The organism is Sphingosinithalassobacter tenebrarum (assembly GCF_011057975.1).
GTDB lineage: Bacteria > Pseudomonadota > Alphaproteobacteria > Sphingomonadales > Sphingomonadaceae > Sphingomonas > Sphingomonas tenebrarum.
In genome coordinates this window covers 1,793,618-1,818,824 of record NZ_CP049109.1, presented here as the reverse complement: position 1 = coordinate 1,818,824, position 25,207 = coordinate 1,793,618, and the positions used below count along the sequence as shown (strand labels likewise).

Below are 25,207 nucleotides of genomic sequence, written 5' to 3'. Positions count from 1 at the left end.
GTCAGGCCGCCGCCGGCGCGTGCCGGGGAAAGCGGTCGGCGATCGTGTCGCCGGTGAATTTGGCGACCCATCCGTCGGGGTTGGTGAACAGGCGGATCGCAGTGAAGCGCGGCGTCGGCCCCATGTCGAACCAGTGGCGCATGCCCGCGGGGACCGAGATGAGATCGCCTGCTTCACACAGCATCGCATAGACAGTGTCGTCGGTGCGCAGCGTGAACAGCCCCTCGCCTTCCACGAAAAAGCGGACTTCGTCCTCCGAATGGCGGTGTTCGGAGAGGAATTTGCTCCGCAGCGCGTCCTTTTCGGGATGGTCCGGCACCATGCGGATGACGTCGACCGACTGATAGCCCTTGTCGGCTTTCAGCCCGCCGATTTCGGGAGCATAGGCAGAAAGCACCGCGTCCTGATCGGCGTCGGCCGGCAAGTCGCGCGTACCCCATTGTTCGAACCGGACGCCCAGGTCGCGCAGCTTGCTGGCGATCTCTCCAGGGTTGGTCGTGTCGAGCAGCGGCGCCTCCGGCGCGGCGGCATCGTAGATACGAAGCTGAGTCATGCGTCGAATCCCTTTCTGAAACCGCATTCTGCGAGTTCGGCGGCAATCAGCCATTCGGTCGCCTCGAGGACGCGCTCGGCCTCGTCCAGATCCCTGCCCCAGCTATACAGGCCATGACTGCGAATGAGATAGGCCGGAGCGGCATCAGGCAGCGACAGCGCCGGAGCGATCGCCGATTCGATCGCTGCCATGTTCTGGCTGTTGTCGACGATCGGCAGCCGGACCTCGGCTTCGTGCGTGTCGATGCCGGGAAAGGCTTTCAGCATCTCGTGCCCGCGAAACGTCCAATGGCCGGCGTCGGCGACCGCGCGGGACAGGCCCACCGATTGCGGGGAATGGCCGTGAAGCACGGCATTGGCCCCGGGAAAGGCGCGATAGATCGCCAGGTGCAGCGCGGTTTCGGCAGATGGCTTGCCTTCGGTCAATGCCCTGCCCTCGGCGTCGACGCGCATGATTCCGCCGGCGTCGAGCCGCCCCTTGTGCCGCCCGGAAACCGTGACGGCGAAGCTGCCGTCATCGAGGCGCACAGAATAATTGCCCGAAGTAGCCGGAGCCCAGCCGCGCGAATCGAGCCGCTGGCCAACCGCGATCAGCGCGTCGCGCGCCATTTCAAATCGCATCACCATCGCCGCGTGCCATAGCGCAGCCGGTGCGGGGGACGGCAAGCGATTTCGGCAGTCATGCGCCTTCCTGGGCGGGAATTATTTGCCGGGAACCATGCCTTCGCGCCCGTCGCGGCGGAGCGACTGCGTATCCCCGCCCGGTTTCCAGCGCCCACCCATCGGTGCGGGGGCCGGCCAGCTTTCATTTTCGGCGACGACCACGTTGAAGGCCTCGCCGCCGACATGCCCGTCGACCGTGATCGGCGGTGCCCACATGCCGCCGGGATCGACGATCGTCCGGTCGGTGACAGTGACAACGGTTCCTCGCTCGGTCAGGCGGAACAGCTTGCGCGCGAATTCGCGCGGCAGCCGGATGCAGCCATGCGAGGCGGGACGCCCGGGATTATGCCCGGCGTGCAGCGCGATACCGTCCCAGGTCAGCCGCTGCATGAAGGGCATCGGGGCATTGCTGTAGATGTTCGAGCGGTGAAACTCCGCCTTTTGCAAGATGGGATATTCGCCGGTCGGCGTTTCGTGGCCGGCCATGCCAGTAGATACCGTGCTGACGCCGATCAACAATCCGCCGCGATAGACATAGATGCGCTGCTCCGGGATGCTGACGGTGGCCGTGATGCGATCGTCGACGCGCGCCGAAATCCGTTCGAACCCACTGTCATACCAGCGATACTGGCCGGGGCGCAGCGCCGCGATCGCATCGGCGGTGGGCACGTCGGAACGCGTATCGTTGGCCGCAAGCAGCTGCGCCGATGCGGGCGCCCCGAAAAGCGCCGCCGCCGCAATCGCCATGATCCCCAATCGACGCAGGCCCGCCAACGCCATCGATGCAGTCTCCATTTCCCCGGTGTACCCCCGAAAAGGCCGCACATCCATAATTCGTTAACCATTTAACGCCGAAAACCGCAATTGGTGCCATTGCGGCGGAGTCGCCCTCCGGTGGAACCCGGAAGGGATCGAACCGGGGCTGCAGGTTCCGGCAAAATCGGTCAAAGTCGGCGAAGTGAGCATCCGTTGCGCCGAACCGTGGCCTTTGGGACACAGGTTCAGGAAATATTCGCCGCGATCTTTGGTATAAGGTCGCCATGCGGGAACATACAAACGGGCAAGAAGACAAGATGAGTAAGCGTTTCGATACGGTGCGGACGCGCCGGGCAATGTTGCGATCGGCCCTGGTGATGGCCGGCGGCGCCGCGGTCTCGGCCTGCGCCTCGCGCACGGCGCAACTGGCGAGCGCGCCGATGATCCCTACGCCCAAGCCACTGCCGCCGGCGCCGATGGTCCCGGACCTGGTCGTCCAGCGCCCGACGGCGCCCAACGGCGTGCGTCAGGACCTGTTCGAACGCGCCCTGGCCGCGCTCGACCGCCATTCGATGCGCATCCCCAATCACGACAAGCTCGCGATCGTCGATTTCGAGGAGCATTCCGCGACGCGGCGCCTCCATGTGCTGACGCTGGGCAGCGGCAATGTTTCGTCCTATTTTGTCTCGCATGGCAGCGGCTCGGACCCGGACCATACCGGCTGGCTCCAGCGCTTTTCCAACGTCCCGGGATCGAATGCGACCAGCGAAGGTGCGTATCTGACCGCCGAATATTATGTCGGCAAGCATGATCGCTCGCAGCGGCTCGACGGGCTCGATGACACCAACAACAATGCGCGCGATCGCGCCATTGTCGTTCATGGCGCCTGGTACGCCAATGCCGACATGATCGACAAATGGGGCAAGCTGGGCCGCAGCCAGGGCTGTTTCGCGGTGGGCGAAAACCTGCTCGACACCGTGTTCGAAGAACTCGGCCAGGGCCGCATGATCTACGCATCCAAGGTCGTCTGAAGCACGGAGCCGCCTCCAAAAGGGTGGCAGCGCCTGCCCTTCCGCCGTATCAGCGGGGGCATGATGCCTTTGCTCCTGTCCGTATCGCGGCCTGACCTGTCGACAAAATCGCCGTCCCGAGGCGAGCCGCGCTGATGGGACGTCAGGCAACCGGAACCCATCCGTTCTACTCGCTGCATCGGCACGGCATGCTGCGCGTCGGCAGCTGCACGCCGATCGCGACGGTCGGCGATCCCGCCGCCAATGCCGATGCGACGATCGAACTGGCGAGACATGGCGAACAGGCGGGCGCCGATCTGCTCGTCTTTCCCGAACTCAATGTCACATCCTATGCGATCGACGACCTGCATCTGCAGGACGCGGTGATCGACGCCACCGATGCGGCGCTGGCGCGCATCGTCGCGGCGAGCGCGAAACTGCGCCCGGTGCTGCTGGTCGGCGCGGCGCTGAAGCGCAACGGGCGGCTCTATAACTGCGCGGTCGCCGTCGCGCGCGGACGCGTGCTGGGGGTCGTCCCCAAGCAGTATCTGCCCAATTACCGCGAATATTATGAGCGGCGCTGGTTCGCGCCGGGGCTGGGACTGACCGGGCTGAACATCGATATCGCGGGGCAGCGCGTACCGTTCGGCACCGACCTGATCTTCGCGGCCGAGGATCTGCCCGATTTCGTATTCCACGCCGAAATCTGCGAGGATTTCTGGGCGCCGACGCCGCCGTCGAACGAGGGCGCGCTCGCCGGGGCGTTGATATTGTGCAACCTTTCGGCCTCCAACATCACCATCGGCAAGAGCCGCGAGCGGCAGATGCTGTGCGAATCGCAATCGGCGCGCACGGTTTCGGCCTATATCTATTCGGCCGCCGGGCCGGGCGAGAGCACGACCGACCTTGCCTGGGACGGCCAGGGAATGATCTACGAATTCGGCGAAAGCATCGCGCAATCGGGGCGATTCGATCTCGCCACCGAAATCACGCTGGCGGACATCGATCTCGAACGGTTGCGGCTCGAGCGGATGCGCTTCCCCACCTTCAACGACGCCGCCGCCAATGCCGGCCACCCCGAAACGCGCTTCCGCCGCGTGACCTTCGCGCATGCACCCGATTTCGCCGATATCGGCCTCAAACGCCCGATCCGCCGCTTTCCTTTCGTGCCGAACACGCCCGAAAAGCTCGAAGAGGATTGCTACGAAGCCTTCAACATCCAGGTCGAGGGACTGCGCAAGCGCATCGCCGCAACAAGCGCGAAGACGCTGGTGATCGGCGTGTCGGGCGGGCTCGATTCGACCCACGCGCTGATCGTAGCGGCCAAGGCGATGGACCGGCTGCAGCGCCCGCGTTCGGACATTCTGGCCTTCACCATGCCGGGCTTCGCCACCAGCGACGAGACCAAGGCCAATGCCTGGGCGCTGATGCGCGCGCTGGGCGTGACCGGCGACGAGATCGATATCCGTCCCGCCGCGCGCCAGATGCTGACCGATATGGACCACCCCTTCGCGGACGGCGAACCGGCCTATGACGTGACCTTCGAAAACGTGCAGGCGGGGCTTCGCACCGACTATCTCTTCCGGCTGGCCAATCAGCGCGGCGGGTTCGTGATCGGCACCGGCGACCTGTCCGAAATGGCGCTCGGCTGGTGCACCTATGGCGTCGGCGACCAGATGAGCCATTATGCGGTCAATACCGGCGTGCCCAAGACGCTGATCCAGTATCTGATCCGTTGGACGGTGGAGACCGGGCAGTTCGACGCGGCGACCGGCCAGGTGCTGACTGCGATCCTCGGCACCGAAATCTCGCCCGAACTGGTGCCCGCCGATGCCGACGGGAAGATCCAGAGCACGCAGGACCGGATCGGCCCCTATGAGCTGCACGACTTCTTCCTGCACTATACCGTGCGCCACGGACTGCGCCCGTCGAAGATCGCGTTTCTGGCATGGCATGCGTGGAAGGACGCGAATGCCGGGCACTGGCCGATCGATTTCCCCGAGGACGGGCGCAATCAATATGATCTGGCAACCATCGCCAAGTGGCTCGAGCTGTTTCTCGATCGCTTCTTCCGCACCAGCCAGTTCAAGCGATCGGCGATCCCCAACGGGCCGAAAGTATCCTCCGCCGGTGCGCTGAGCCCGCGCGGCGACTGGCGAGCGCCGTCGGACGGGACGGCGCGGCCGTGGATTGATGAACTGAAGGCTGGATTGCCGGAAACCTAATTCCTCCCCGAGCTTGTCTCGGGGAGGGGAGCCGCCGGCCATAGGCTGGTGGTGGAGGGGAAATGCGGCAGGTGCTGCGCTTGGGACTTTGCCCCTCCACCATCGCTTCGCGATGGTCCCCCTCCCCCAGCAAGCTGGGGGAGGAACTATATTATTCCTGCTTGCCCAGCACCTTGGTCAGTTCATTGGACCAGTCGCGACTTTCGATCCGTTCGAGGATCGTGCGGTTGATCGGTTCGCGCATTTCGCTGCCCTGCGGCAGGGCGAAGCCATAGTCCTGGCGCCCGAAATTGCCCGGAACGAGGCGAAGGTCATTCCCGAGATCGCCCTTGAGCAGATAGCGCAGCAGCGGGCGATCATAGACGAATGCGTCGATCTCGCCGTCCGCCACTGCCTGCAGCCCGGCGGCGACGTCGGGATAGCCCGAAAAGCCGATGCCGCTGTCATCCAGCCACACTTCGGCGGCCGAACCGCGGATCGATCCGACCGCGGCCGATCCCAGATCGTCGGGCCCCTGAATCGCACCGGCGAGCCGCCCTTCGGTGAGCGAGGAGGCAATCATGCCGGTAAAGGTCGAAATGATCAGGATCGCCCCGAACATCCAGACCAGCGCGACTGCCTTGCCCGCGGGCGTGCGCGGCGCCTTGTCGCCATAGCCGACCGTGGTCATCGTGACGGCCGCGAACCAGAAGCCGGAAAAGATTCCCTTGCGCGGGCTGCCGCCGAATTCTTCGGCATTGGCCTTGCGTTCGGCGAGCCAGAAAAAGACGCCGACGATCGCGAGCAGCGCCGACAGCGCGAAAACCGCCTGGAGGAATCCCCAACTGAAAAAATTGGTCAGCAATATCCACCAGTTGGGCGGCGCCTTGTCGACGGCGATGCCGAAGCCGGTGGTGTGATAGGGATGCGTGAAATCAACCTGTTCCTCGCGCCCCGGCGTGATGGTGAGCGCGCCGACGCTTGCGTCGAACCGGCCGTCGGCGACGCCTTCGACCATACCGGCCAGATCGGTTTCGCGCAGATCATAGGCGATTCCGTTCTCCTCCGCGACCTGGCTCCACAGATCGATCGCCAGTCCGCTCCAACTGCCATCGGGTTCGCGGATGACGAAGGGCGGCGCTTCTCGCGTCGCGACGGTCAGCGCTCCGTCCGTCCCCGTCGGCGGCCTGTCATCGGCCTGCGCCTGCGCGGCGAGCGGCAGCAACAGCAGCAACGGCGCGAACAGGCGGCGAAAGGGGGCAAGGGCGGTGAGCGACGTCGTCAACATGCGCAGCGATACTCCGGCCGTTAAGGATATGCCGGGGCGATAGCATGGATCGCGCGCAATTGGGCCCCTGCCCGAACTATCCGGCGATAAGCTGCGCCACCCTGCGCAGCAATTCGCTCCGTTCGAACGGCTTGCGCAGCATCGCGAAGCCGTTTCCGTCGATCATATCGAGCCGCTTCGAATCGGAAAATCCCGTGATCACCAGAATCGGCAACTGCGGGTCGCTTTCCCGGATGCGCTCGGCCACTTCGGCGCCGTTCATCCCCGGCATCGCGAAATCCACGATCAGCAGGTCGGGCCGGCATTCGGCGACCAGCGCGATTCCCTGCGGCCCGTCCGGCGCATGGTTCACACGCGCGCCGGCGGCGCTCAGCGTCTCGGCGATGATCTCGCGGACATCCGGGTCGTCATCGACCAGCACGATCGCGCGACCGCTGAGATCGACTGTGCTTTCATGATTGTCGGCGCGGACCGGCAGTCGCTTGCGAAGCGCCTGCGCCGCGCGGAGGAACAAGGTGATGCGTGTTCCCGAACCCGGCGTGCTGTCGATGGTCAGCGTGCCGCCCGATTGGGTGACGACGCCATAGACCATCGCCAGTCCCATGCCCGTCCCTTCGCCGACCGCCTTGGTCGTGAAAAAGGGTTCGACTGCATGTTCGCGCGTTTCCATATCCATGCCGACGCCGGTGTCCGACACCGAAATCGCGACCCAGTCCCCGCGCGGCAGGCCGGGGGGCGTACTGTCCGGGTGCAATGCCGCCTCGATGGTCAGCGTGCCGCCCTGCGGCATCGCATCGCGCGCATTGAAGGCAAGGTTGAGGATAGCGAGCTCGAGCTGCATCGGATCGGTTTCGACGTGCAGCGCGGGATCGATCGGCTCGATCTCGAGCTGCGAAAGCGGGGCGACCGCGCGCTCGATCAGAACCCGCATGCCGGTGATCAGTTCGCGCAGCTCGACCGGAGCGATTTCCAGCCGCTGCTTGCGCGAAAAGGCCAGCAACTGGCCGGTCAGCTTGCGCCCGCGATCGACCGCGTCGAGCGCCGATCCCGCCCAGCGGACCACGCGATCGACATCGTCGGGCTTGCGCGCGATCAGCTCCAGATTGCCGGCAACCGCCTGAAGCAGGTTATTGAAATCATGCGCGATACCGCCGGTCAGTTGCCCCACTGCCTCCAGTTTCTGAAGCTGCAGCAGCGCCGCTTCGGCATTTTGGCGGTTGCCGATTTCGGCACGCAGCTCCTCCAGCGCGGTATCACGCTCGCGCACCATCGCTTCCAGCTCGGCATTGGCCGCCTGCAGCTTCTTCGCGGAGGGCAGCGCGACTGCCTTTGGCATGAGCGGCCACAGTGCCACCGCCGTCGCCACCGAAGCGATCGCAGTGATCACCTTGATCGCTGCCTCCAGCCAATAGGCGGGATACCACATGGTGACGATTCCCATCACATGCGTGAGTCCGCAGGCAAGAATGAAGGTCGCGAAGCACCAGAACACCCAGCTGAAAACCAATTCGCCGCGCCGTCGCAAAATCAGCACGATAACCAGCGGAATCGAGAAATAGGCGAGCGCGATCAGCGCGTCGGCGACGACATGGGTGATCCACAATTCGGGTCGCCAGAACAGGCAATATCCATGAGGCGCCAGCCCCGTAGACAGAAGTTCGCCGAACAAACCGGCCATATCGACCTCTCAGACATTCTTGGGACCGCGGTCCTGCGCTCGCGTCTAGCCGAAGATGCAGTATCCGAAAACGCGAACTTGCTCGCCGGTCATCCGTTTCGAAGTAACGCCAGATCGGCCGGGCGGTTCACATTGGCGATTGCCGCGCCGCCCGGGAGCGGCGCCAGTTCGGCGACCTGCGCCCAACCGCGCATCGAGCGGATGGGGTCCTCGCCAAGGAATCGGTCGAGTCGCGGCGCCAGCGATGCCGGCCACAGCCCCATTATGGGAAGGTCGGCGAGATAGCCGCCCGTACCGAAACGGCCGGACAAGTCATCGGGCAGTCGGGGCGTGTCGCATCCGGCGGACAGCACGGCATCGAACCCGTGACCTGCGGCATGATGCAACGCCGCGTTGAGCCCGCCCAACGGGCCGAGATCGGGAGCCGGCCGATCGGGCAGGCATGCCCGCCCGGGCCAGCGCCGCCCGCACACGACAATGCTGTCGACCTGGCTCCCCAGCGCGTCGGCGACATGATCGAGCAACGGCTTGCCGTCGAGCAGCGCGCATGCCTTGTCGCTTCCGAACCGGCGCGATTGCCCGCCCGCGAGGATCGCCCCGAGCAGTTTCATTCGGCACCTGCGTGCATCAGCAGCAGCGCATCGGCCCGCGCGAGCACCGCCAGCGTCAGACCCGCTTCGCGCGCACGTGCGACCGCCAGCGCGGTGGGCGCGGAAATCGCGGCGAGCATAGGACAGCCCGCGAGCACGGCCTTTTCGACCAGTTCGTAGGAGCAGCGCGAGCTGAGCAGCGCGAATCCCCCGTCCCAGCCCAGCCCCTGCCGCGCCATCGCGCCGATCAGCTTGTCGAAACCATTGTGGCGGCCGACATCCTCGCGGACGAGACGGATCCTGCCGTCGGCGGCGCAAAGCGCGGCGGCGTGGACGGCGCCGGTCTCGGCATTGAGTTGCTGGTGCGCACGAAGCGACGCGAGCGCGGCGAAGATAGCGGCAGGTTCCGCCCTTGTGAATTCAGCGACTGGCGGCAGCGGACGCAGCGCGGCTTCGAGATTGTCGATACCGCACAGGCCACACGAGGAATCGGTGGTGCGGTGGCGCACGCGTTCGACGACGCGCGCTGCGCCCTGCCCGGTCAGCGTGGCGCGCAGGATGATGCCCTGTTCGGCTTCGTGCGTGTCGATCTCGGCAATGTCCTCCAGCCGCTCCGCCAGACGTTCGGCGAGAAGGAAGCCGGTGGCGAAATCCTCCAGATCGGCGGGCGTGGCCATCATCACGGCATAGCCAATCCCGTTGATTTCGATCGCCACCGGCACTTCCGCCGCAAGGGCGCGGGTGATGGGCTCGGCGGTGCCGTCGGCCGCGATGCGCATGAAGCTGGCGGGGGCCACGGGGTTCATGGCCCGAGCATAGGCTGCTTGACGGTGCACGTCTCCCCTCCCGCAAGCGGAAGCGGGAAGAAGCTATTTCCGCGTCTTCATCAGCGGCTGGATGCGGGTGCCGAAATCCTCGACGCCCTGAACGAAATCGTCGAAGGTCAGCAGCACGCCGCCCGTATTCGGTACTTCGGCGATCTCGTCGAGCATCCGCGCCACGCTTTCGTAGCTGCCGACCAAAGTTCCCATATTGATGTTCACCGCGCCTTCGGGCGCCGCGAGCTGGCGAACATTGGTATCCTGGTTGTGGGTATCCTTGGCGCCCTGATCCATCAGCCAGGAAATCGCCTCGATATCGACGCCGTCATTATAGGATTGCCATTTGGCCATCGCCGCTTCGTCGGTCTCGTCGGCGATCACCATCATCAGCACGAAGACCGAGACGTCGCGGCCCGTCTCCGCGGTCTTGGCGGCAAGGCGATCATTGTTGTCGGAAAAGGCCTTGGGCGTGTTCACCCCCTTGCCGAGGCAGAAGGCATAGTCCGCCCATTTGGCCGAGAAGGCGAGCCCGGCATCGGACGAGCCCGCGCAGATGATCTTCATGTCCGCCTGCGGCTGCGGCCACACGCGGCAATCGTCCATCTGATAATATTGCCCCTTGAAGTCGCTCGACCCGGTTTCCCACAGCTCGCGCAGGACATGAGCATATTCGTCGAGCACCTGATAGCGGTTCCTGAAATGCTCGTCGCCCGGCCAGACGCCCATCTGGGTATATTCGGGCGGCTGCCAGCCGGTGATCAGATTGAGCCCGAAACGGCCGTGACTGATGCTGTCGATCGTGTTGCACATCCGCGCGGCATAGGCGGGAGGGATGATCAGCGTCGGGCAGGTCGCGAAGATCCTGATCTTCTCGGTTACTGCCGCGAGCCCCGCCATCAGCGTGAAGCTTTCGAGGCCGTACTCCCAGAATTGCGTCTTGCCGCCGAAACCGCGCAGCTTGATCATCGAAAGGAGGAAGTCGAAGCCGTGCTGCTCGGCCTTGAGCGCGATCTCCTTGTTGAGGTCGAAGCTCGGCTTGTATTGCGGCGCATTTTCCGAAATCAGCCAGCCGTTATTGTTGATGGGAATGAAGACGCCGACTTCCATGAATTAGTCCTCCTCATCCGGGCCGCTTCGGAGCAGCCAGGGTAAAACACGTTCGTAGAATTCGTCCGGCTCGGTGATGTTGCTCGCGTGGCCGCCGTAAAATTGCAGCATCCGCGTGTGATTGGGCAACAGGTCGCAAAGGCCCCGCGCGGCATGCGCGGGAACGAGTGCATCGTCCGCCGTCGCGAGCACGAGCACCGGATGGGAGACAGCGCGCAAGGCCGCGCCCGGATCCCAGGCGCGCAGCGCCGCGACACGCGCCTCCACCGTTTCGGGCGGCGGAAAATGCGCGAGATGCGCTGACGCCTCGGCCTCCAGCCGCGCGTCGTTCACCGAAATCCAGTCGGGCGGATAAAGGAATATCGGCTGCGCCCGAACATAGGCTTCCGGGCCGCTGTCGCGCAGCAGCTTCAGGCGCGTGTCGAAGCAACGCGCGGTATAGGGATCAAGCTTCGCCCAGCCATTGACGACGACCAGCCTGTCCAGCCGCTCCGGCGCCTGCATCGCCAGCGACAGACCGATGATGCCGCCCAGCGCATGCCCCATCAGATGCGCGCGGGGGATGTCGAGCGCGTCCATCAGCGCGACGACGTCCAGCGCCATTTCGGAAATCGTGGGGTTCGGTTCCCCTTCGGGGCAACTGCGCGCGGTCCCGCGATGATCGTACAGGATCACCCGGAAATACCGCGCGAGCATATCGAGATTGGGCTGCCAGTAGCTGCCCGAACCGCCGAGGCCGGGCGAGAGGATCAGCGGCGCCGCGTCATCGGGACCGTGGACTTCATAATATAGATCGGCAGCATGCGGCATCAGCCGAGATACGCAACCGAGGCGATTTCGACGAGGCAATCGGGCTTCACCATCTCGCACTGGACGCAGTAGCGCGCGGGCTTGGCGCCAGGGAAATATTCCGCATAGACGCTGTTAAAGGCGGCATAGTCGGCGAAGCTTTTGAGGAAGATGTGGTTCATCGCGATGTCGGCCATGCTGCCGCCCGCGGCCTCGACCGTCGCCTTGATCGTTTCGAGCACATGCCGCGCCTGCGCTGCGGCGTCGCCGACATGAAGAACCGCCCCGCCCTCACCCAGCGCCAGGATGCCGGAGATGTAGAGCGTGTCGCCGGCCTTGGCGGCGGTGGAATAGGGCGCGATCGGCGCGGGGAATTGCGGCGGGTTTACGGGTTCGAAGGGCATGACTTTCTCCTCAAAAAAAGCAAACACCCGCTTGGGCTGAGCTTGTCGAAGCCCTGCTCTTCTTTGTTGACCAGCAAGAAGGGCAGCCCTTCGACAGGCTCAGGGCAAACGGTGGTGGTAACGGGGGAGGTTTTCACTCCGCGACCTGCCCCACGGCACCGCAGAAATCCGAGACCGTCGACACCCAGCCGAAGAATTTCTCGACATTGTAGACACTCGCCTGCTGAAGATAGCCGGGGCCGAGATGGTGCGTCGCGTCTTCGAGCATCACCCCGAAATATTCGAGGTGAAAGCCGTCGCGCAGCGTCGATTCGACGCAGACATTGGTGGCGATGCCGACAAAGACGATCGTACGGATGCCCCGCGAGCGCAGGATGGAATCGAGCTGCGAATTGAAGAAGGCCGAATAGCGCGTCTTGTGAACACGGATGTCGCCCGGCTGCGGCTTGAGCGCATCGACCAGCTCGTAGTCCCAGCCGCCGCGCGCGAGCAATTGCCCCTTCAGATCGGGACGCGCGCGCATCGTCTTGAGCGCATTCGATTTGTGCCAGTTGGGCGAACCCGGGCCGCCCGCCTCGACATAGTCGGCGTCCCAGCCATTCTGCAGGAACACTACCGGCATCCCCGCGCCGCGCGCGACATCGAGCACCTGCGAAATCCGGCCGATCACGCTCGCCGCACCCGAAATGTCGAACCCCGCGAGATCGACATAGCCGCCTTCGGACGCATAGGCGTTCTGCATGTCGATGACGATGACCGCCGTCGTTGCGGGATCGACGCGGATCGCCTCGGGCCGCGCGGGCAAGGTGACGCTGCGCGGGCCGGTTCCGGGGTCGATCACTTCCATGCGCGGCAATGTCCTTGTTGCGATGCGGAAAAGCGAGTGTTCCGCAAAGCGGCGCGGCTGGCAAGGGACATAGAGGCGTGGCGGGAAACAACGCCGTCATCCCGGGCTTGACCCGGGATCCAGCTTCTTCTCCCTTATAAAACGCGCGAAAGGCAGCTGGTGCCCGGCTCAGGGCCGGGGTGACGAAGGTGGTGCAGGCCATCGAGCCTCAGCAGCCGTCGCCCCTGCGCAGGCAGGGGCCTATTTCTGTAGCGTTGCGCGTATCCCCTGACACATTCCGGCCGGCGCGATGTGTCAGACCGAAGGCTGCAGACTGGGCAGGCATGGGCCCCTGCCTGCGCAGGGGCGACGGTGAACTTATCCGCGCGGCAGGATCACCCGGAAGCATGTGCCTTCCTCCACCGCGACCAGCTCGATCGTCGCGCCGCTGGCTCGAAGCAGCGAGCGGACGATGGCTAGGCCGAGCCCGCTGCCGCCATCGGCGCGGCGCGTTGTGAAAAAGGGTTCGAAGATGCGCTTGCGGTCGGCCGGGGCGATGCCGGGGCCGTTATCGCAGATGTCCATCGCCAGCCGGTCGGTATCCGGCGCAATTCTCACGGTAACGGCATTGGCACCCGCCCGGACGCTGTTGTCGAGTAGGGTCGCCAGCAATGTATCGATCGTCACGGGCGGCACGGCGGCCTGGGGCAGAATCTCGGGTGCGTCCAGCGTCACCGCCAGCCTGGCCTCCTTCTCCGCACGCGCCACTGCCAGTCGCAAGTCGCTGCGCGCATCGGGATCGCCGGGCGCCATGTCGGCACGCGCCAGATCGAGCAGGCGCGAGACGAGCAGCGTCAGCCGCTCGGCATCGGCATCGGCATTGGCGAGGAAGCGGCGGCGGTCCTCCGGCGTCATCGTCGCGTCGTGATCCTGAAGCAGCTCGATCGCGCCGCGAATGCCCGCGATCGGCGTCTTGAATTCGTGGCTGACGGCGTTGGCGAGATCGCGCAGATAGCCCGAGCGCCGCTCGATCGCTTCGGCCATCGCATCGAAATCGGCATAGAGCGCCTGAATCTCGACCGCCGCCGTGCGCGGCGCTTCGGGGACGCTGCCCCCGCCGCCGCCTGCCGCGACCGATCTTGTGGCGCGCGCTAGCGCCTCGATCGGACGCGAAATGCCGCGCGAAAGAACGCCGCTCAGCACCACCAATATGCCGAAGATCACCAGCACGCCGAAGGCGATCTTGAACCGGTCCTCATACAGTCCCTTGAACAGCGCGCGCGCCGAACGCGAGAGCAGCAGCACGCCGACGACCTGTCCGTCGACGACGATCGGGCGCACGTGATGGATGCGGATCGCGGCGGCGCGCGAAAGCCATTCGAACAGATAGACCTGACGATAGCCCGCATTGCGACGCAGGACGGTTTCGGGCCGCCCCGCCAGCGCTTCGCGCACTTCGGGCAAGTCGGCATAGCTGCGCCCGGCATCCTGCCCGGCGACCACCCTGCCCCGCGCATCGAGCAGCTCGATCGCGGCCAGCGTGGTCTGCCGCGTTCGGCGCAGGATCGGAACCAGTGTTTCGGCGGCAGCGCGTGCCTCAGGCGACATGTCGCCCGACGTAGATACCGGCGACGGCCTTGGTGGAAGGATCGGCGTGCTGCTGAGATCAATGGTCGAAGGTTCGGGCCGCACGCAGCCCGCAGAAGCGGGACGACGGATCGAGGGGACGGCGATGTCGGCGTCGGCATCGCAGCCGCGGTCCGACGCAGGCTCCGCCCCCGGCCACAGCGCCTGCGCCGATGCGGCAAGCGCGGCGCTCTGGGCGATCAGCTCGGCCTCGGTCTGTCGAACGAGCGTATTCTCGTACACGCGCAGGAACACCGCACCGACACCGGGCAGCGCCGCGACGACGAACAGCGTCGCGAACAGGATCGTGCGCAGTCGCAACGGCGGCCAGCGGCGCTTGATCCACTCCTTGGGGCCGCGGATCAGTCGTCCGAGCACGGCCCGAGCCGATAGCCGATGCCGGTGCGCGTCTCGATCACATTGCCAGCGCCCGCTTCGGCGAACTTCGCGCGCAGATTGCGGACATGGCTGTCGATCGTCCGATCGGTGAGCGCGAAGCCGGGGCCGCGCAGCCGATCGATGATCGCGTCGCGACTGAAGACCTTGGACGGCATCGCCGCGAGTGTGCGCAGGATCGAGAATTCGGTGACGGTCAGCGGCACTTCGGCGCCGTCCCATTCGGCACGCCAGCCGTCGAGATCCAGCGCGAGCCTGCCCGCGCGGATCGCGTTCGTAGCACGAACTTCGGGCGGCGGCGGCGCCGCGGCACGGCGCAGGATCGCCGTGATGCGCGCCACGACTTCGCGCGGACTGAACGGCTTTACGACATAATCGTCGGCGCCGAGCTCGATGCCGAGAACGCGGTCGATCTCATCATCGCGCGAGGAGAGGAACAGCACCGGCACGTCGCTGGTCGCGCGCAGGCGACGGCACACCTCGAGCCCGTCCATGCGCGGCATGTTGATATCGAGCACGATCAGATGCGGCGACGCGCTTTCGGCAAGCGCGAGCGCCGCCTCGCCGTCCTCGGCCTCGATTGTGTCGAACCCCGCCTTGGAAAGCGCGAAGACGAGCAATTGGCGGATATGCGAGTCGTCGTCGACGACCAGGACGGTGCGGGGCATGGGGCATAGGATCATTGCGCATCCCCTTCGGTCAATGGCTGTCGCGCCAGCGCGCCTTCGATCGCCAGCGTCGCGTCGGGTTCGCCGGTCGGGAGCTCGCGCATGGCCGAGCGCCACATCGCATCCTGCGGCCGGGGTTTGGGCGGCACGTAAATCGTTCCGTCGCAATTGCGGCTGCCACCTCGCTGATCGCCAACCGATGCCGGATTGCCGAGCATTGCCAGCGCGCGGCGCAGGCGACGGTCGTCGCGCCAGGTCCAGCGGCGCCAGTCGCGCTGGGTGCGGATGGTGTCGACCAGCTTGTGATCGCGGATCCATCCGATTCGCTCGCGCAGTTGCGGGTCGGTCACGCGCGATTCGAGTGCGATCAGCGGGACCAGCGCGGCGCTGCCCATGCGATTGAGATAGCACAGGTCGATCGGCGTGCTTCCCCCGGCGATGTCGGCATGGACCACGTTCCAGTGCGCGGCGACGGCGCGATAGTCGATGACGGTAGAGGCGGAGAGGACCAGCGTCGCCGCCAGCGCATTGGCATTGATCAGCCAGCGCGCCGACAGGCCGAAGACCAGCCGCCAGCAGATCAGGAACAGCCCGGTACCGACAAGCCCCATCCAGGCGAGCGCGGAAAGCCGCAGTACCGTCATCCCATAGGCGTCGACATAGTCCATCGTCCGCAGGATGCTGGAGGCGACGAGCAGGATATTCTGCCCGGTCCAGAGCACCACAAGCGCGCGCACCGGGCCGCTTTGTCCCGCCCTGCTGCCGGGGCGCAGCGCCACGATCACGAACGCGCCCGCCATCAGCGCGGTGGCGATCAGCGCATAGGCGCCGCGATGCGCGTAATCGGCGAGCGTGATCGTGCCGGGCAACGGCGCACCGCTCCACAGAAAGGCGATGTCGAGCGCATTCTGCAGCGCGAACACTGCGTTGAAGCTAAGCAGCGAGAGGAGCAGCGTCAGCACCGGCAGGTCGATCGCAGCAATGCCCGGCTCGCCCACGGCAGGCTGAAAATCCAGCGTTACGAACCGCAACGGACGGAATGCGGGCCACAGGACCGCAAGCGCGAAGCTCCAGAAGACGCCGTGCAGGACCAGCCAGCCCAGATCGGGTATTTCGACTCGGCTCAGCACATCGCCGATCACCGGATTGGCGCCGGCGAAGATCGCGAGGAACAGCCCGCCGCCCAGCAGCGGCAGCGCGACAATCGACAGGATGGCGAGCAGATTCGGGCCGCCGCCTCGCGTCCGCGCTCGGGCAAGCCGGAGCAGGTCACAGGCAGGGATGAACGGGCCGACGATGCCGTGCAGTACCAGCCGGATGCCCCAGGAAACGGCACTGTCGAAAGGGCGCCGAACGAGCAGGGCGGCAAGCGAGACGGACGACCAGAAAAGCACGAACGTCAGCATCCCCGGCTGATCGACCAGCGCGAGTGCGAACCCCATCGCCGCCGAAAGCGCCAGTACCGAACGCCAGCGCCGCCGCACGGCAGGAACCACCAGTGCAAGCGTCAGCGCCCAGCCGAGCGCTGCCACACCGAGCACCGATCCCGGCAGGACGCCGAAGAACATCCGGTCGGCCGCCACGATCAACAGTGCCGCGGCGACGATTTTCAGACGGAAGGTGGCGCGCGGAGTATTGGCGTGGCGCAGGATCGACATGAAGCTCTCCCCGATGGTTTCGGGAAGGCTTTGCCGCGCCGATATGGAGCGCCTCCCTCAGCGGCGGAGGAGAGGCTGCACAGGCCCCGTGCAGAAGTCGTGCACCCCTCTTGTGCAGCGCAGCATCGTACCTATCTCCCGGATCGGAGGCTTAGCGCCCGGCGGTTTCGCCGGTCAGCAAGTCGATCCGATCGTCTATAATATCAACCATCAGCCGGCACGACGTGGGCAGGTCCATTTCGGGATTGAGGATTTGACGAACCATCAGCCCGACTCCCATTCCGAGGATCATTTCGGTGAGCTGTTCGCGCTCGCCGGCCTTGTCGGGCGACGGCGCCAGCGCTGCCAGCGCCGCCGCGAGCGTACCGCGGATCCGCGTGTCCATTTCGCGATGAATCGCGGCAACGCGGCCGTTACGTCCCACTTCGGCGACGATTTCAGCGAGCAAGCACGCATCCTTCTGATCGAGATGCGAGGCAATCCGGCGAATCCACGCACGCACGGCCCCGCGATCTCCCAAACTGACCGCCGCGGCAAGCTCTTCCTCGCACAGCCAGGCCGAGACATCGGCCTCGGCGATGGCCGCGATGATGTCTTCCTTGCTCGAGAAGTCGCGATAGATCTGACCGACCTTCACCTGCGAGACCTCGGCGATCTTCGCCATGCCGGTCTGGTGAAACCCCTGCGCAGTGAACAGCGCGCGCGCGGTTTCCAGAAGGTGCTTGCGGCGCGCATCCGCGCGAATCGCCGGCGACCTCGCGGTCGTTTGGGAAATATCCGTTTCCATTCCGAATCCTCGCCTCTCCCCCTTGCCCGCTTCGCATTTTTGCGTTAGCGGGCGCAATATTGTGAGTGAACACTCACTCACGTTTACCTCAACTTTCAGGCCAACGCTATGAAGAAATTCGCCCTTTTCGCTGGATTCGCCCTGCTTCTCGCCGGATGCGGGCAGAGTCAGGATGCGCAACAGGGCGGAGGTCCGCCCAAGGTCTTCTATGAAACGGTGTCGACTCAGGATGTGACGCTCGACACGCGGCTCCCCGGGCGCACCAGCGCCTATGAAAGCTCCGAAGTCCGGCCGCAGGTGAACGGCATTATCAAGGCGCGGCTGTTCCAGGAAGGCGACATGGTCGGCCGCGGCCAGCCGCTCTATCGCATCGATTCGGCACCCTATGCCGCCCAGGTCGCCAGTGCCCGCGCCGCGCTGGCCCGCGCCCGCGCCTCGATCGAATCGACCGAGGCACTGGCGCGACGCTATGGCGAGCTGGTCGAGATCAACGCGATTTCGCGCCAGGAATATGACAACGCCGTCGCTGCGGCCAATCAGGCGAAGGCCGATGTCGCCGCCCAACGCGCGGCGCTGGAGAGCGCGCAGATCGACCTGGCGCGCACTACGATCCGTGCGCCGATTTCGGGCCGCATCGGCCGCTCCACCTTCACGACGGGCGCGCTCGTCACTGCCTCGCAGCAGAACCCGCTGACCACGATCCAGCGGCTCGATCCGATCTATGTCGACATCCAGCAGTCGAGCGCGGACATTCTGCGCCTGCGCCGCCAGCTGATGGCGGGCGACCTGATCCGCGAGGACGGCGCCGCGCGCGTCCGCCTGATTCTGGAAGACGGCTCGACCTATCCGATCGAAGGGTCGCTGAAGTTCACCGACGTCACGGTCGATCCCGATACCGGCAGCCAGGTGATCCGCGCGGTCTTCGCCAATCCCGAAGGCCTGCTGCTGCCGGGCATGTTCGTCCGCGCGCAGATCGTCGAAGGTACGCGTGCCAATGCCATGCTGGTTTCGCAGCGCGCCGTATCGCGCGATGCCAAGGGCAATGCCACGGTGCTGGTCGTCGACGGGGACGGCAAACTCCAGCCACGCCAGATCACTGCGACACGCACGGTCGGTCAGGACTGGATCGTCGAAAGCGGGCTGAAGCCGGGCGACAAGGTCATCGTTCAGGGCGCGCAGAATCTGCGCCCCGGTACACCGGTGGATGCCGCGCCGTACGAAGAGAACGGGTCGCCCCAGGGCGGCACGCCGCAAGCCAATAGCGCACAACCCGCCCAGACCCCGGCGGAAAAGGCAGAGTAACGCCGCATGTCCCGTTTTTTCATCGATCGACCCATTTTCGCATGGGTCATAGCCATCGTGCTGATGCTCGCCGGGGGAATCGCGATCCGCGCGCTTCCCGTCGCGCAGTTCCCGACGATCGCGCCGCCGGCAGTGGCGATCAACGTGGTCTATCCGGGCGCCGACGCCGAAACACTCGAGGAAACGACCACCCAGATCATCGAGCAGCAGCTCAAGGGCATTGATCATCTGCGCTATTTCTCGTCTTCCTCGGCCTCTTCGGGCCGGGCGACGATCACGCTGACCTTCGAGCAGGGAACCGATCCCGACATCGCCCAGGTGCAGGTGCAGAACAAGCTGCAGGCGGCGACGTCGCAGCTGCCGCAGGAAGTGCAGCGCCAGGGTATCCAGGTCAACAAGAGCTCGGCCAGCTTCCTGCTGATCATGGGCCTCTATTCCGAAGACGGGTCGCACAACGCCAGCGATCTGGCCGACTTCCTCGTTTCGGATTTCCAGGACCCGGTAAGCCGCGTCGACGGCGTCGGCGAGCTGCAGGTGCTCGGCTCGCAATATGCGATGCGCATCTGGATCGATCCGGTCAAAATGGCCGGATACCAGCTCACCGTCGGCGACGTTTCGGCCGCCGTGCAGGCGCAGAACGTCCAGATTTCCGCCGGCCAGATCGGTGCGCAGCCCGCGCCGGATTCGCAGATGCTCAACGCCACCGTGTCGGTGGAATCGCGGCTGCAGACCGCCGAGGAATTCGGCAATATCCTGCTCAAGACATCGAGCGACGGCGCCGCGGTCCGGCTGCGCGACGTCGCCCGGGTCGAGCTGGGCGCGGAAACCTATTCCTTCGACTCGAAATATAACGGCATGCCCGCCGCGGGCATGGGCGTCCGGCTTGCGCCCAGCGCCAACGCGCTCGCCACCGTCGAGGGCGTGAAGGAACGCGTCGCCGAACTGTCGCAGTCGCTGCCCGCCGACGTGAAGGTCATCTATCCGCTCGACACTTCGACCTTCGTCGAACTGTCGGTGCATCAGGTCGTCGAGACGATCTTCGAGGCGGTGGTGCTCGTCTTCCTCGTAATGTTCCTGTTCCTGCAGAACTGGCGCGCGACGCTGATTCCGACGATCGCGATCCCGGTGGTTCTGCTGGGCACTTTCGCGATCATGTCGGTCGCGGGATATTCGATCAACACGCTGACGCTGTTCGGCATGGTGCTCGCCATCGGCCTGCTGGTCGACGACGCCATCGTCGTGGTGGAGAATGTCGAGCGCCTGATCCAGACCGAGCATCTTTCGCCCAAGGACGCCGCGCGCAAATCGATGGACGAGATCACCAACGCGCTGGTCGGCGTGGCGCTGGTCCTGTCCGCGGTGTTCCTGCCGATGGCGTTTTTCGGCGGGTCGGTTGGCGTGATCTATCGCCAGTTCTCGATCACGATCGTTTCGGCGATGGTGCTTTCGATCCTTGTCGCGCTGATCCTGACGCCGGCGCTGTGCGCGACGATCCTGAAGCCGCACCGCGACGACGAAGTGCCCGGCAAGGGCCCGATCGCGCGCTTCTTCCGCTGGTTCAACGATCGGTTCGACCGCGCCCAGGTGAAATATGAAGGCGGTGTGCGCCGCACTTCGCGCAACTGGAAGCGTTCGGGGCTGATGTATCTGCTGATCGTCGGCGGGATGGTCCTGCTGTTCGCGCGGCTGCCCGGCGGCTTCCTTCCCGAAGAGGATCAGGGGCTGGTGTTCACGCTGGTTCAGGGCCCGGCGGGCGCAACCAAGGCGCGCACCGACAAGGCGCTCGAAACCGTACGCAACCACTATCTTCAGAACGAATCCGACAATGTCGTCGGCGTGTTCACCGTCAGCGGCTTTTCCTTCACCGGACAGGGCCAGAATGCGGGTATCGCGTTCGTCGAACTGAAGCCGTGGGACGAGCGCCCCGGCTTTGCCAACAGCGCGCAGGGAATTGCCGGCCGCGCGTTCGGCGCGTTCTCGCAATTCCACGACGCGATGATCATTCCCGTGGTGCCGCCCGCCGTGCAGGAACTGGGCAACGCCACTGGGTTCGACCTTCAGCTGGTCAACACCGGTAACCTCAGCCATGAGGAACTGGTCGAGCGGCGCAACATGATGCTCGGCATGGCGGCTCAGAACGCCAATGTCACCGGCGTACGCCCGATGAACCTGGACGATGCGCCGCAGCTCAAGGTGGATATCGACCAGAACAAGGCGACTGCGCTCGGGCTGGATCTGACGGCGGTGGATACCACCATCGCGGCGGCATGGGGCGGCAGCTATATCAACGACTTCATCGACCGCGGTCGCGTGAAGCGCGTCTATCTGCAGGCCGATGCCGAACACCGCATGGCGCCCGAGGATCTGAACGACCTTTATGTCCGCAACAATCAGGGCGAAATGGTCCCCTTCTCGGCCTTCGCTACCCTGTCCTGGACCAAGGCGCCGGTCCAGCTCACCCGCTATAACGGCCAGCCGGCGATGCAGATTCAGGGATCGCCCGTCGAAGGCGCCAGCACCGGCGCAGCGATGCAGGCGATGCAGGAAATCCATGACCAGATGCCGCCGGGCACCGAGCTGGAATGGACCGGCATCTCCTATGAGGAACAGACCTCGAGCGGCCAGGCGCCGATGCTCTACGCGCTGTCGCTGCTGATCGTCTTCCTGTGCCTCGCCGCGCTTTATGAAAGCTGGTCGGTGCCGCTTTCGGTGATGCTGGTGGTGCCGCTCGGCGTCATTGGCGCGCTGCTTGCGGCAATGCTGACGGGTCTCAAGAACGACGTCTATCTGCAGGTCGGCCTGATCACCACGATCGGCGTGGCGACCAAGAACGCGATCCTGATCGTCGAATTCGCCGAGGAACGCGTACGTCAGGGAATGCATGCATTCCAGGCGGCGATCGCGGCGGCGAAGCTGCGACTGCGCCCGATCCTGATGACCAGCCTTGCCTTCATGCTGGGCGTGATGCCGCTTGCCCTGACGACGGGCGCGGGCGCCGGTGGTCAGAATGCGATCGGCCGATCGGTGGTCGGCGGCATGTTGACCGCCACCATCCTCGCTATCTTCTTCGTCCCGATGTTCTTCGTGGTCGTCGCCCGGCTGTTCGGGCACGGCCAGGAAGGCGATCCCGAAGCCTCGCCCGATACCGGACCCGAAACGGGCCCGGAATCCGGCAACGCGCCGCAGGAGGCGTGATGTGATGAAACGACTTTCGCTTGTTACCCTTGCCGCCACGACCATGCTCGCCGGCTGCAACCTTGCTCCCGACTATGCGCGGCCGCAGGGCGCTGTCCCGGCAGAGCTGCCGCAGGGCGGCATCTACCCGGCCGCCGACACTGACGCGCCGGACATCACCCGGATCGGGTGGCGCGAATTCTTCGTCGACCCGCGCCTGCGCGACGTGATCCAGCTCGGGCTGGACAATAATCGCGACCTGCGCGTCGCGGCGGCCAATGTGCTGCAGGCGCGCGCGCAGCTTCGCGTGCGTCGCGCCGATCAGCTTCCGACGATCAGCGCCGATGGCAGCGCCACTTTCACCAACAGCGCCGGTCTGGGCGGCGGCGCGGCGGCGCCGGGTGCAGTGTCCGGCGGCTCGCAGGATCTCGAAATCTACAATGTCGGCGCGGGCTTCAGCGCGTTCGAGATCGACCTGTTCGGGCGGCTCGCCAATCAGTCTCGCGCCGCGCAGGAACAGCTGCTCGCCGCCGAATGGGCGCAACGTTCGACGCGTATCAGCCTGATCGCGCAGATCGCCGAGGCCTGGCTGGTGCTGGCCGCCGATCGCGAACAGCTCGAAATCGCCCGCGCAACGCTGCAGACCTATGCCGACTCGCTGCATCTGACGCGCGAACAGTTCCGCATCGGAGTCGCTTCGGAACTCGAGGCCAAGCAGGTCGAAGCGAGCTATCAGGCGGCGCTGAGCGATATCGCAAGGCTCGAAACCACGATCGCGCAGGACCGCAACGCGCTCAATCTGCTCGCCGGGACGACCGTGCCCGACGCGCTGCTTCCCGAAGGGCTCGACCAGGGCCCGTTCACGCGCGACGCCCTGCCCGCCAGCCTGTCTTCGGACGTGCTGTTGCGCCGCCCCGACGTGCTGCAGGCCGAACATCTGCTGATCGCCGAAAACGCCAATATCGGTGCGGCGCGCGCGGCCTTCTTCCCCACCATTTCGCTCACTGCGACACTGGGAACGGTCAGTACCGCGCTGTCCGGCCTGTTCGGTGACGACAGCTTCACCTATTCGGTGGCGCCCGGAGTGGCGCTGCCGATCTTCGACGGCGGGCGCCGCGGCGGCAATGTCGCCTATGCCGAAGCCTCGCAGCAGGCTGCCGTCGCGACCTATGAAAAGACCATCCAGACCGCGTTCCGCGAAGTCGCCGACGCGCTGGCGCAGCGCGGCCGGATCGACGAACAGGTGTCGGCGCAGGCCGCCCGGGTCGATGCGGCGCAGACGGCAGCCCGGCTTTCAGACGCGCGGTACCGCGCCGGAGTCGCTTCGTTCCTCGCTTCGCTCGATTCGCAGCGAGCCACCTATGCCGCGCGGCAGCAGCTGATATCGACGCGCCTGTTGCGCGCGACCAATCTGGTCGAACTCTACCGCGCGCTGGGCGGCGGTCTGGCGGATGTGACGCCGCCGACCGGCGAGACCCGGCCGGCGGAAGAAGCGCCTCAGCCCTGAACCTTCGCCGCGCGTGCCTCGATCTGGGGCACGAGCGGCGACAGGTCATAGCCGCATTCGGCCGCCTGGCTCAGAATCTCCTGCGTCGAAAGCTTCCCCGCCTGGGCCAGCGCCCAGAGCGAGGTGGCGCGCATCCCCGACTTGCAGAAAGCAAGCGCGGTTCCGTTGCAGTCGTCCATCGCCGCGCAGAATTTGGCGACGTCGGCATCGGTGTAGCGACCGGGAGTCACCGGAATATAGTGATAGTCCATCCCGGCGGCGCGCGCCTGCGCCTCCAGCTCGGCGCTGGTCGGCTGGCCCGGTTCCTCGCCGTCGGGCCGGTTGTTGATGATCGCGCGGAAACCGGCGGCCTTGGCTTCCGCGACACCCTGCGGCGACACCTGGCCGCAGACGCCGACCCCCGGCGCCAGAGTCTTGTGGGACATGATATATACCTCTCGAAGGATCAGACTGCGTCGACCGGCATTTTCAGATAACGAATGCCGTTGGATTCGGGTTCGGGCATGTGCCCGCCGCGCATGTTGACCTGCACCGAAGGCAGGATGAGGCGCGGCATGCCGAGCGTCCTGTCGCGCGCGGTGCGCATCGCGACGAATTCGCTTTCGCTAACGCCGTCATGGACATGGATATTGTCGTCCCGCTCGGCGCCGATGGTGGTTTCCCAGACATAGTTGTCGCGGCCCGGTGCCTTGTAGTCATGGCACAGGAACAGCCGGGTATCGCGCGGCAGCGACAGCAGGCGACGGATCGAGCGATAGAGCTGGCCCGCGTCGCCGCCGGGGAAATCGGCGCGCGCGGTGCCGTAATCGGGCATGAAGATCGTGTCTCCGGCAAAGGCCGCGTCGCCGATCACATAAGCAAGGTCGGCGGGAGTATGGCCCGGCACATGCAGCACGACCGCATCGATGTTGCCGATCGAAAACCGCTCGCCATCGGTGAAGAGATGGTCGAACTGGGTCCCGTCGCGCGCGAAATCCTCGCCCGCGTTGAACAGCTTGCCGAACGTGTCCTGCACCGTGGTGATCGCGCCGCCGATCGCAATGCTGCCGCCCAGCTGTTCCTGAAGCCAGGGCGCCGCCGTCAGATGATCGGCATGCGCATGGGTTTCCAGCAGCCAATCGACGGTCAGTCCGGCTTCGCGGACAAAATCGACGATGGCCTGCGCCGAATCATGCGCCGTGCGCCCGGATGCCGGATCATAATCGAGTACCGAATCGATGATCGCGGCACGCCCGGTTTCGGGATCGTGCACGACATGGCTCGCGGTGAACGTGGCTTCGTCGAAAAAGCTTGTCACCACCGGCTGCCGGGCCGGCGTCTTGCGCGCCGCGCGGACGATGTCCTCGGCCGCGATCAGCGCCTTGTCCTGAGCAATAGCGGTGGTCATCATTTCTCTCCTTC

22 protein-coding genes are annotated in these 25,207 nt (G+C 65.4%); 5 read left to right on the top strand and 17 right to left on the bottom strand.

What is annotated here, in order from left to right:
• Position 1 precedes the first annotated feature (1 nt).
• From G5C33_RS08900 to G5C33_RS08890, 3 genes are all read right to left on the bottom strand, one after another.
• Positions 2-553 carry a 1,2-dihydroxy-3-keto-5-methylthiopentene dioxygenase gene (locus G5C33_RS08900; RefSeq protein WP_165326888.1) on the bottom strand — a complete coding sequence of 184 codons (552 nt, stop codon included), beginning with the start codon at positions 551-553 and terminating at the stop codon, positions 2-4.
• Positions 550-1,179, bottom strand: coding sequence for a methylthioribulose 1-phosphate dehydratase (gene mtnB, locus G5C33_RS08895; protein WP_206518664.1), 630 nt, complete (start codon positions 1,177-1,179; stop codon positions 550-552). Before mtnB ends, G5C33_RS08900 begins: the two co-directional genes overlap by 4 nt.
• A gap of 75 nt (positions 1,180-1,254) precedes the next feature.
• Positions 1,255-2,010: a L,D-transpeptidase family protein gene (locus G5C33_RS08890; protein ID WP_228275259.1), complete on the bottom strand. Its 756-nt coding sequence runs from the start codon at positions 2,008-2,010 to the stop codon at positions 1,255-1,257.
• Between the two features lie 278 nt (positions 2,011-2,288).
• On the opposite strand from G5C33_RS08890, the gene G5C33_RS08885 reads away from it, so the two are divergent.
• The gene (locus G5C33_RS08885) at positions 2,289-3,002 is read left to right on the top strand and encodes a murein L,D-transpeptidase catalytic domain family protein (RefSeq protein ID WP_165326887.1); all 714 of its coding nucleotides are present in this window, start codon (positions 2,289-2,291) and stop codon (positions 3,000-3,002) included.
• A 134-nt stretch (positions 3,003-3,136) separates the two neighbouring features.
• Complete coding sequence (locus tag G5C33_RS08880; protein WP_165326886.1) at positions 3,137-5,206, top strand: NAD(+) synthase; 2,070 nt, start codon at positions 3,137-3,139, stop codon at positions 5,204-5,206.
• Positions 5,207-5,357: 151 nt separating this feature from the next.
• Here the strand turns inward: G5C33_RS08880 and G5C33_RS08875 are convergent, their stop codons facing one another.
• The 12 genes from G5C33_RS08875 to G5C33_RS08820 all read right to left on the bottom strand — a co-directional run bounded on the left by G5C33_RS08875 (position 5,358) and on the right by G5C33_RS08820 (position 17,823).
• Positions 5,358-6,473 carry a transporter substrate-binding domain-containing protein gene (locus G5C33_RS08875; RefSeq protein WP_165326885.1) on the bottom strand — a complete coding sequence of 372 codons (1,116 nt, stop codon included), beginning with the start codon at positions 6,471-6,473 and terminating at the stop codon, positions 5,358-5,360.
• 76 nt (positions 6,474-6,549) lie between these two features.
• Positions 6,550-8,151 (bottom strand): response regulator, encoded by a 1,602-nt coding sequence (locus G5C33_RS08870; protein ID WP_165326884.1) that lies wholly within the window; start codon positions 8,149-8,151, stop codon positions 6,550-6,552.
• A gap of 89 nt (positions 8,152-8,240) precedes the next feature.
• On the bottom strand, positions 8,241-8,762 hold the full coding sequence (gene mobA / locus G5C33_RS08865; protein WP_165326883.1) for a molybdenum cofactor guanylyltransferase: 522 nt from the start codon (positions 8,760-8,762) through the stop codon (positions 8,241-8,243).
• Positions 8,759-9,547: a formate dehydrogenase accessory sulfurtransferase FdhD gene (gene fdhD, locus G5C33_RS08860; RefSeq protein ID WP_165326882.1), complete on the bottom strand. Its 789-nt coding sequence runs from the start codon at positions 9,545-9,547 to the stop codon at positions 8,759-8,761. Before fdhD ends, mobA begins: the two co-directional genes overlap by 4 nt.
• 63 nt (positions 9,548-9,610) lie before the next feature.
• Positions 9,611-10,669, bottom strand: coding sequence for a pyrimidine utilization protein A (gene rutA / locus G5C33_RS08855; protein WP_165326881.1), 1,059 nt, complete (start codon positions 10,667-10,669; stop codon positions 9,611-9,613).
• A 3-nt stretch (positions 10,670-10,672) separates the two neighbouring features.
• Entirely contained in the window at positions 10,673-11,479 is an 807-nt protein-coding gene (gene rutD / locus G5C33_RS08850) for a pyrimidine utilization protein D (protein ID WP_165326879.1), read from the bottom strand.
• Positions 11,479-11,862: a pyrimidine utilization protein C gene (gene rutC, locus G5C33_RS08845; protein ID WP_165326877.1), complete on the bottom strand. Its 384-nt coding sequence runs from the start codon at positions 11,860-11,862 to the stop codon at positions 11,479-11,481. Before rutC ends, rutD begins: the two co-directional genes overlap by 1 nt.
• Before the next feature lie 133 nt (positions 11,863-11,995).
• Positions 11,996-12,709 carry a pyrimidine utilization protein B gene (gene rutB / locus G5C33_RS08840; RefSeq protein WP_165326875.1) on the bottom strand — a complete coding sequence of 238 codons (714 nt, stop codon included), beginning with the start codon at positions 12,707-12,709 and terminating at the stop codon, positions 11,996-11,998.
• 357 nt (positions 12,710-13,066) lie between these two features.
• The gene (locus G5C33_RS08835) at positions 13,067-14,692 is read right to left on the bottom strand and encodes an ATP-binding protein (protein WP_228275258.1); all 1,626 of its coding nucleotides are present in this window, start codon (positions 14,690-14,692) and stop codon (positions 13,067-13,069) included.
• On the bottom strand, positions 14,677-15,378 hold the full coding sequence (locus tag G5C33_RS08830) for a response regulator transcription factor (protein ID WP_206518663.1): 702 nt from the start codon (positions 15,376-15,378) through the stop codon (positions 14,677-14,679). The genes G5C33_RS08835 and G5C33_RS08830 overlap by 16 nt, the downstream gene beginning before the upstream one ends.
• A gap of 11 nt (positions 15,379-15,389) precedes the next feature.
• Positions 15,390-17,036 (bottom strand): DUF4153 domain-containing protein, encoded by a 1,647-nt coding sequence (locus G5C33_RS08825; RefSeq protein ID WP_165326872.1) that lies wholly within the window; start codon positions 17,034-17,036, stop codon positions 15,390-15,392.
• A gap of 151 nt (positions 17,037-17,187) precedes the next feature.
• Entirely contained in the window at positions 17,188-17,823 is a 636-nt protein-coding gene (locus G5C33_RS08820; protein WP_165326871.1) for a TetR/AcrR family transcriptional regulator, read from the bottom strand.
• Positions 17,824-17,931: 108 nt separating this feature from the next.
• Between G5C33_RS08820 and G5C33_RS08815 the strand changes: the two genes are divergently transcribed.
• Genes G5C33_RS08815 through G5C33_RS08805 form a run of 3 tightly spaced genes read left to right on the top strand, consistent with a single transcriptional unit; the run spans position 17,932 to position 23,806 of the window.
• Complete coding sequence (locus G5C33_RS08815; RefSeq protein WP_165326869.1) at positions 17,932-19,125, top strand: efflux RND transporter periplasmic adaptor subunit; 1,194 nt, start codon at positions 17,932-17,934, stop codon at positions 19,123-19,125.
• Positions 19,126-19,131: 6 nt separating this feature from the next.
• On the top strand, positions 19,132-22,320 hold the full coding sequence (locus G5C33_RS08810) for an efflux RND transporter permease subunit (protein ID WP_165326868.1): 3,189 nt from the start codon (positions 19,132-19,134) through the stop codon (positions 22,318-22,320).
• 4 nt (positions 22,321-22,324) lie between these two features.
• Positions 22,325-23,806, top strand: coding sequence for an efflux transporter outer membrane subunit (locus G5C33_RS08805; protein WP_165326867.1), 1,482 nt, complete (start codon positions 22,325-22,327; stop codon positions 23,804-23,806).
• Here G5C33_RS08805 and G5C33_RS08800 read toward each other — a convergent pair.
• Together G5C33_RS08800 and G5C33_RS08795 are read right to left on the bottom strand one after the other, a co-directional pair.
• Positions 23,797-24,231: a TIGR01244 family sulfur transferase gene (locus G5C33_RS08800; RefSeq protein ID WP_165326865.1), complete on the bottom strand. Its 435-nt coding sequence runs from the start codon at positions 24,229-24,231 to the stop codon at positions 23,797-23,799. The two genes, G5C33_RS08805 and G5C33_RS08800, sit on opposite strands and share 10 nt — an antisense overlap.
• A 20-nt stretch (positions 24,232-24,251) precedes the next feature.
• A complete protein-coding gene (locus G5C33_RS08795) occupies positions 24,252-25,193 on the bottom strand; it encodes an MBL fold metallo-hydrolase (RefSeq protein WP_206518705.1) in 942 nt (313 codons plus the stop codon).
• Positions 25,194-25,207: the final 14 nt, after the last annotated feature.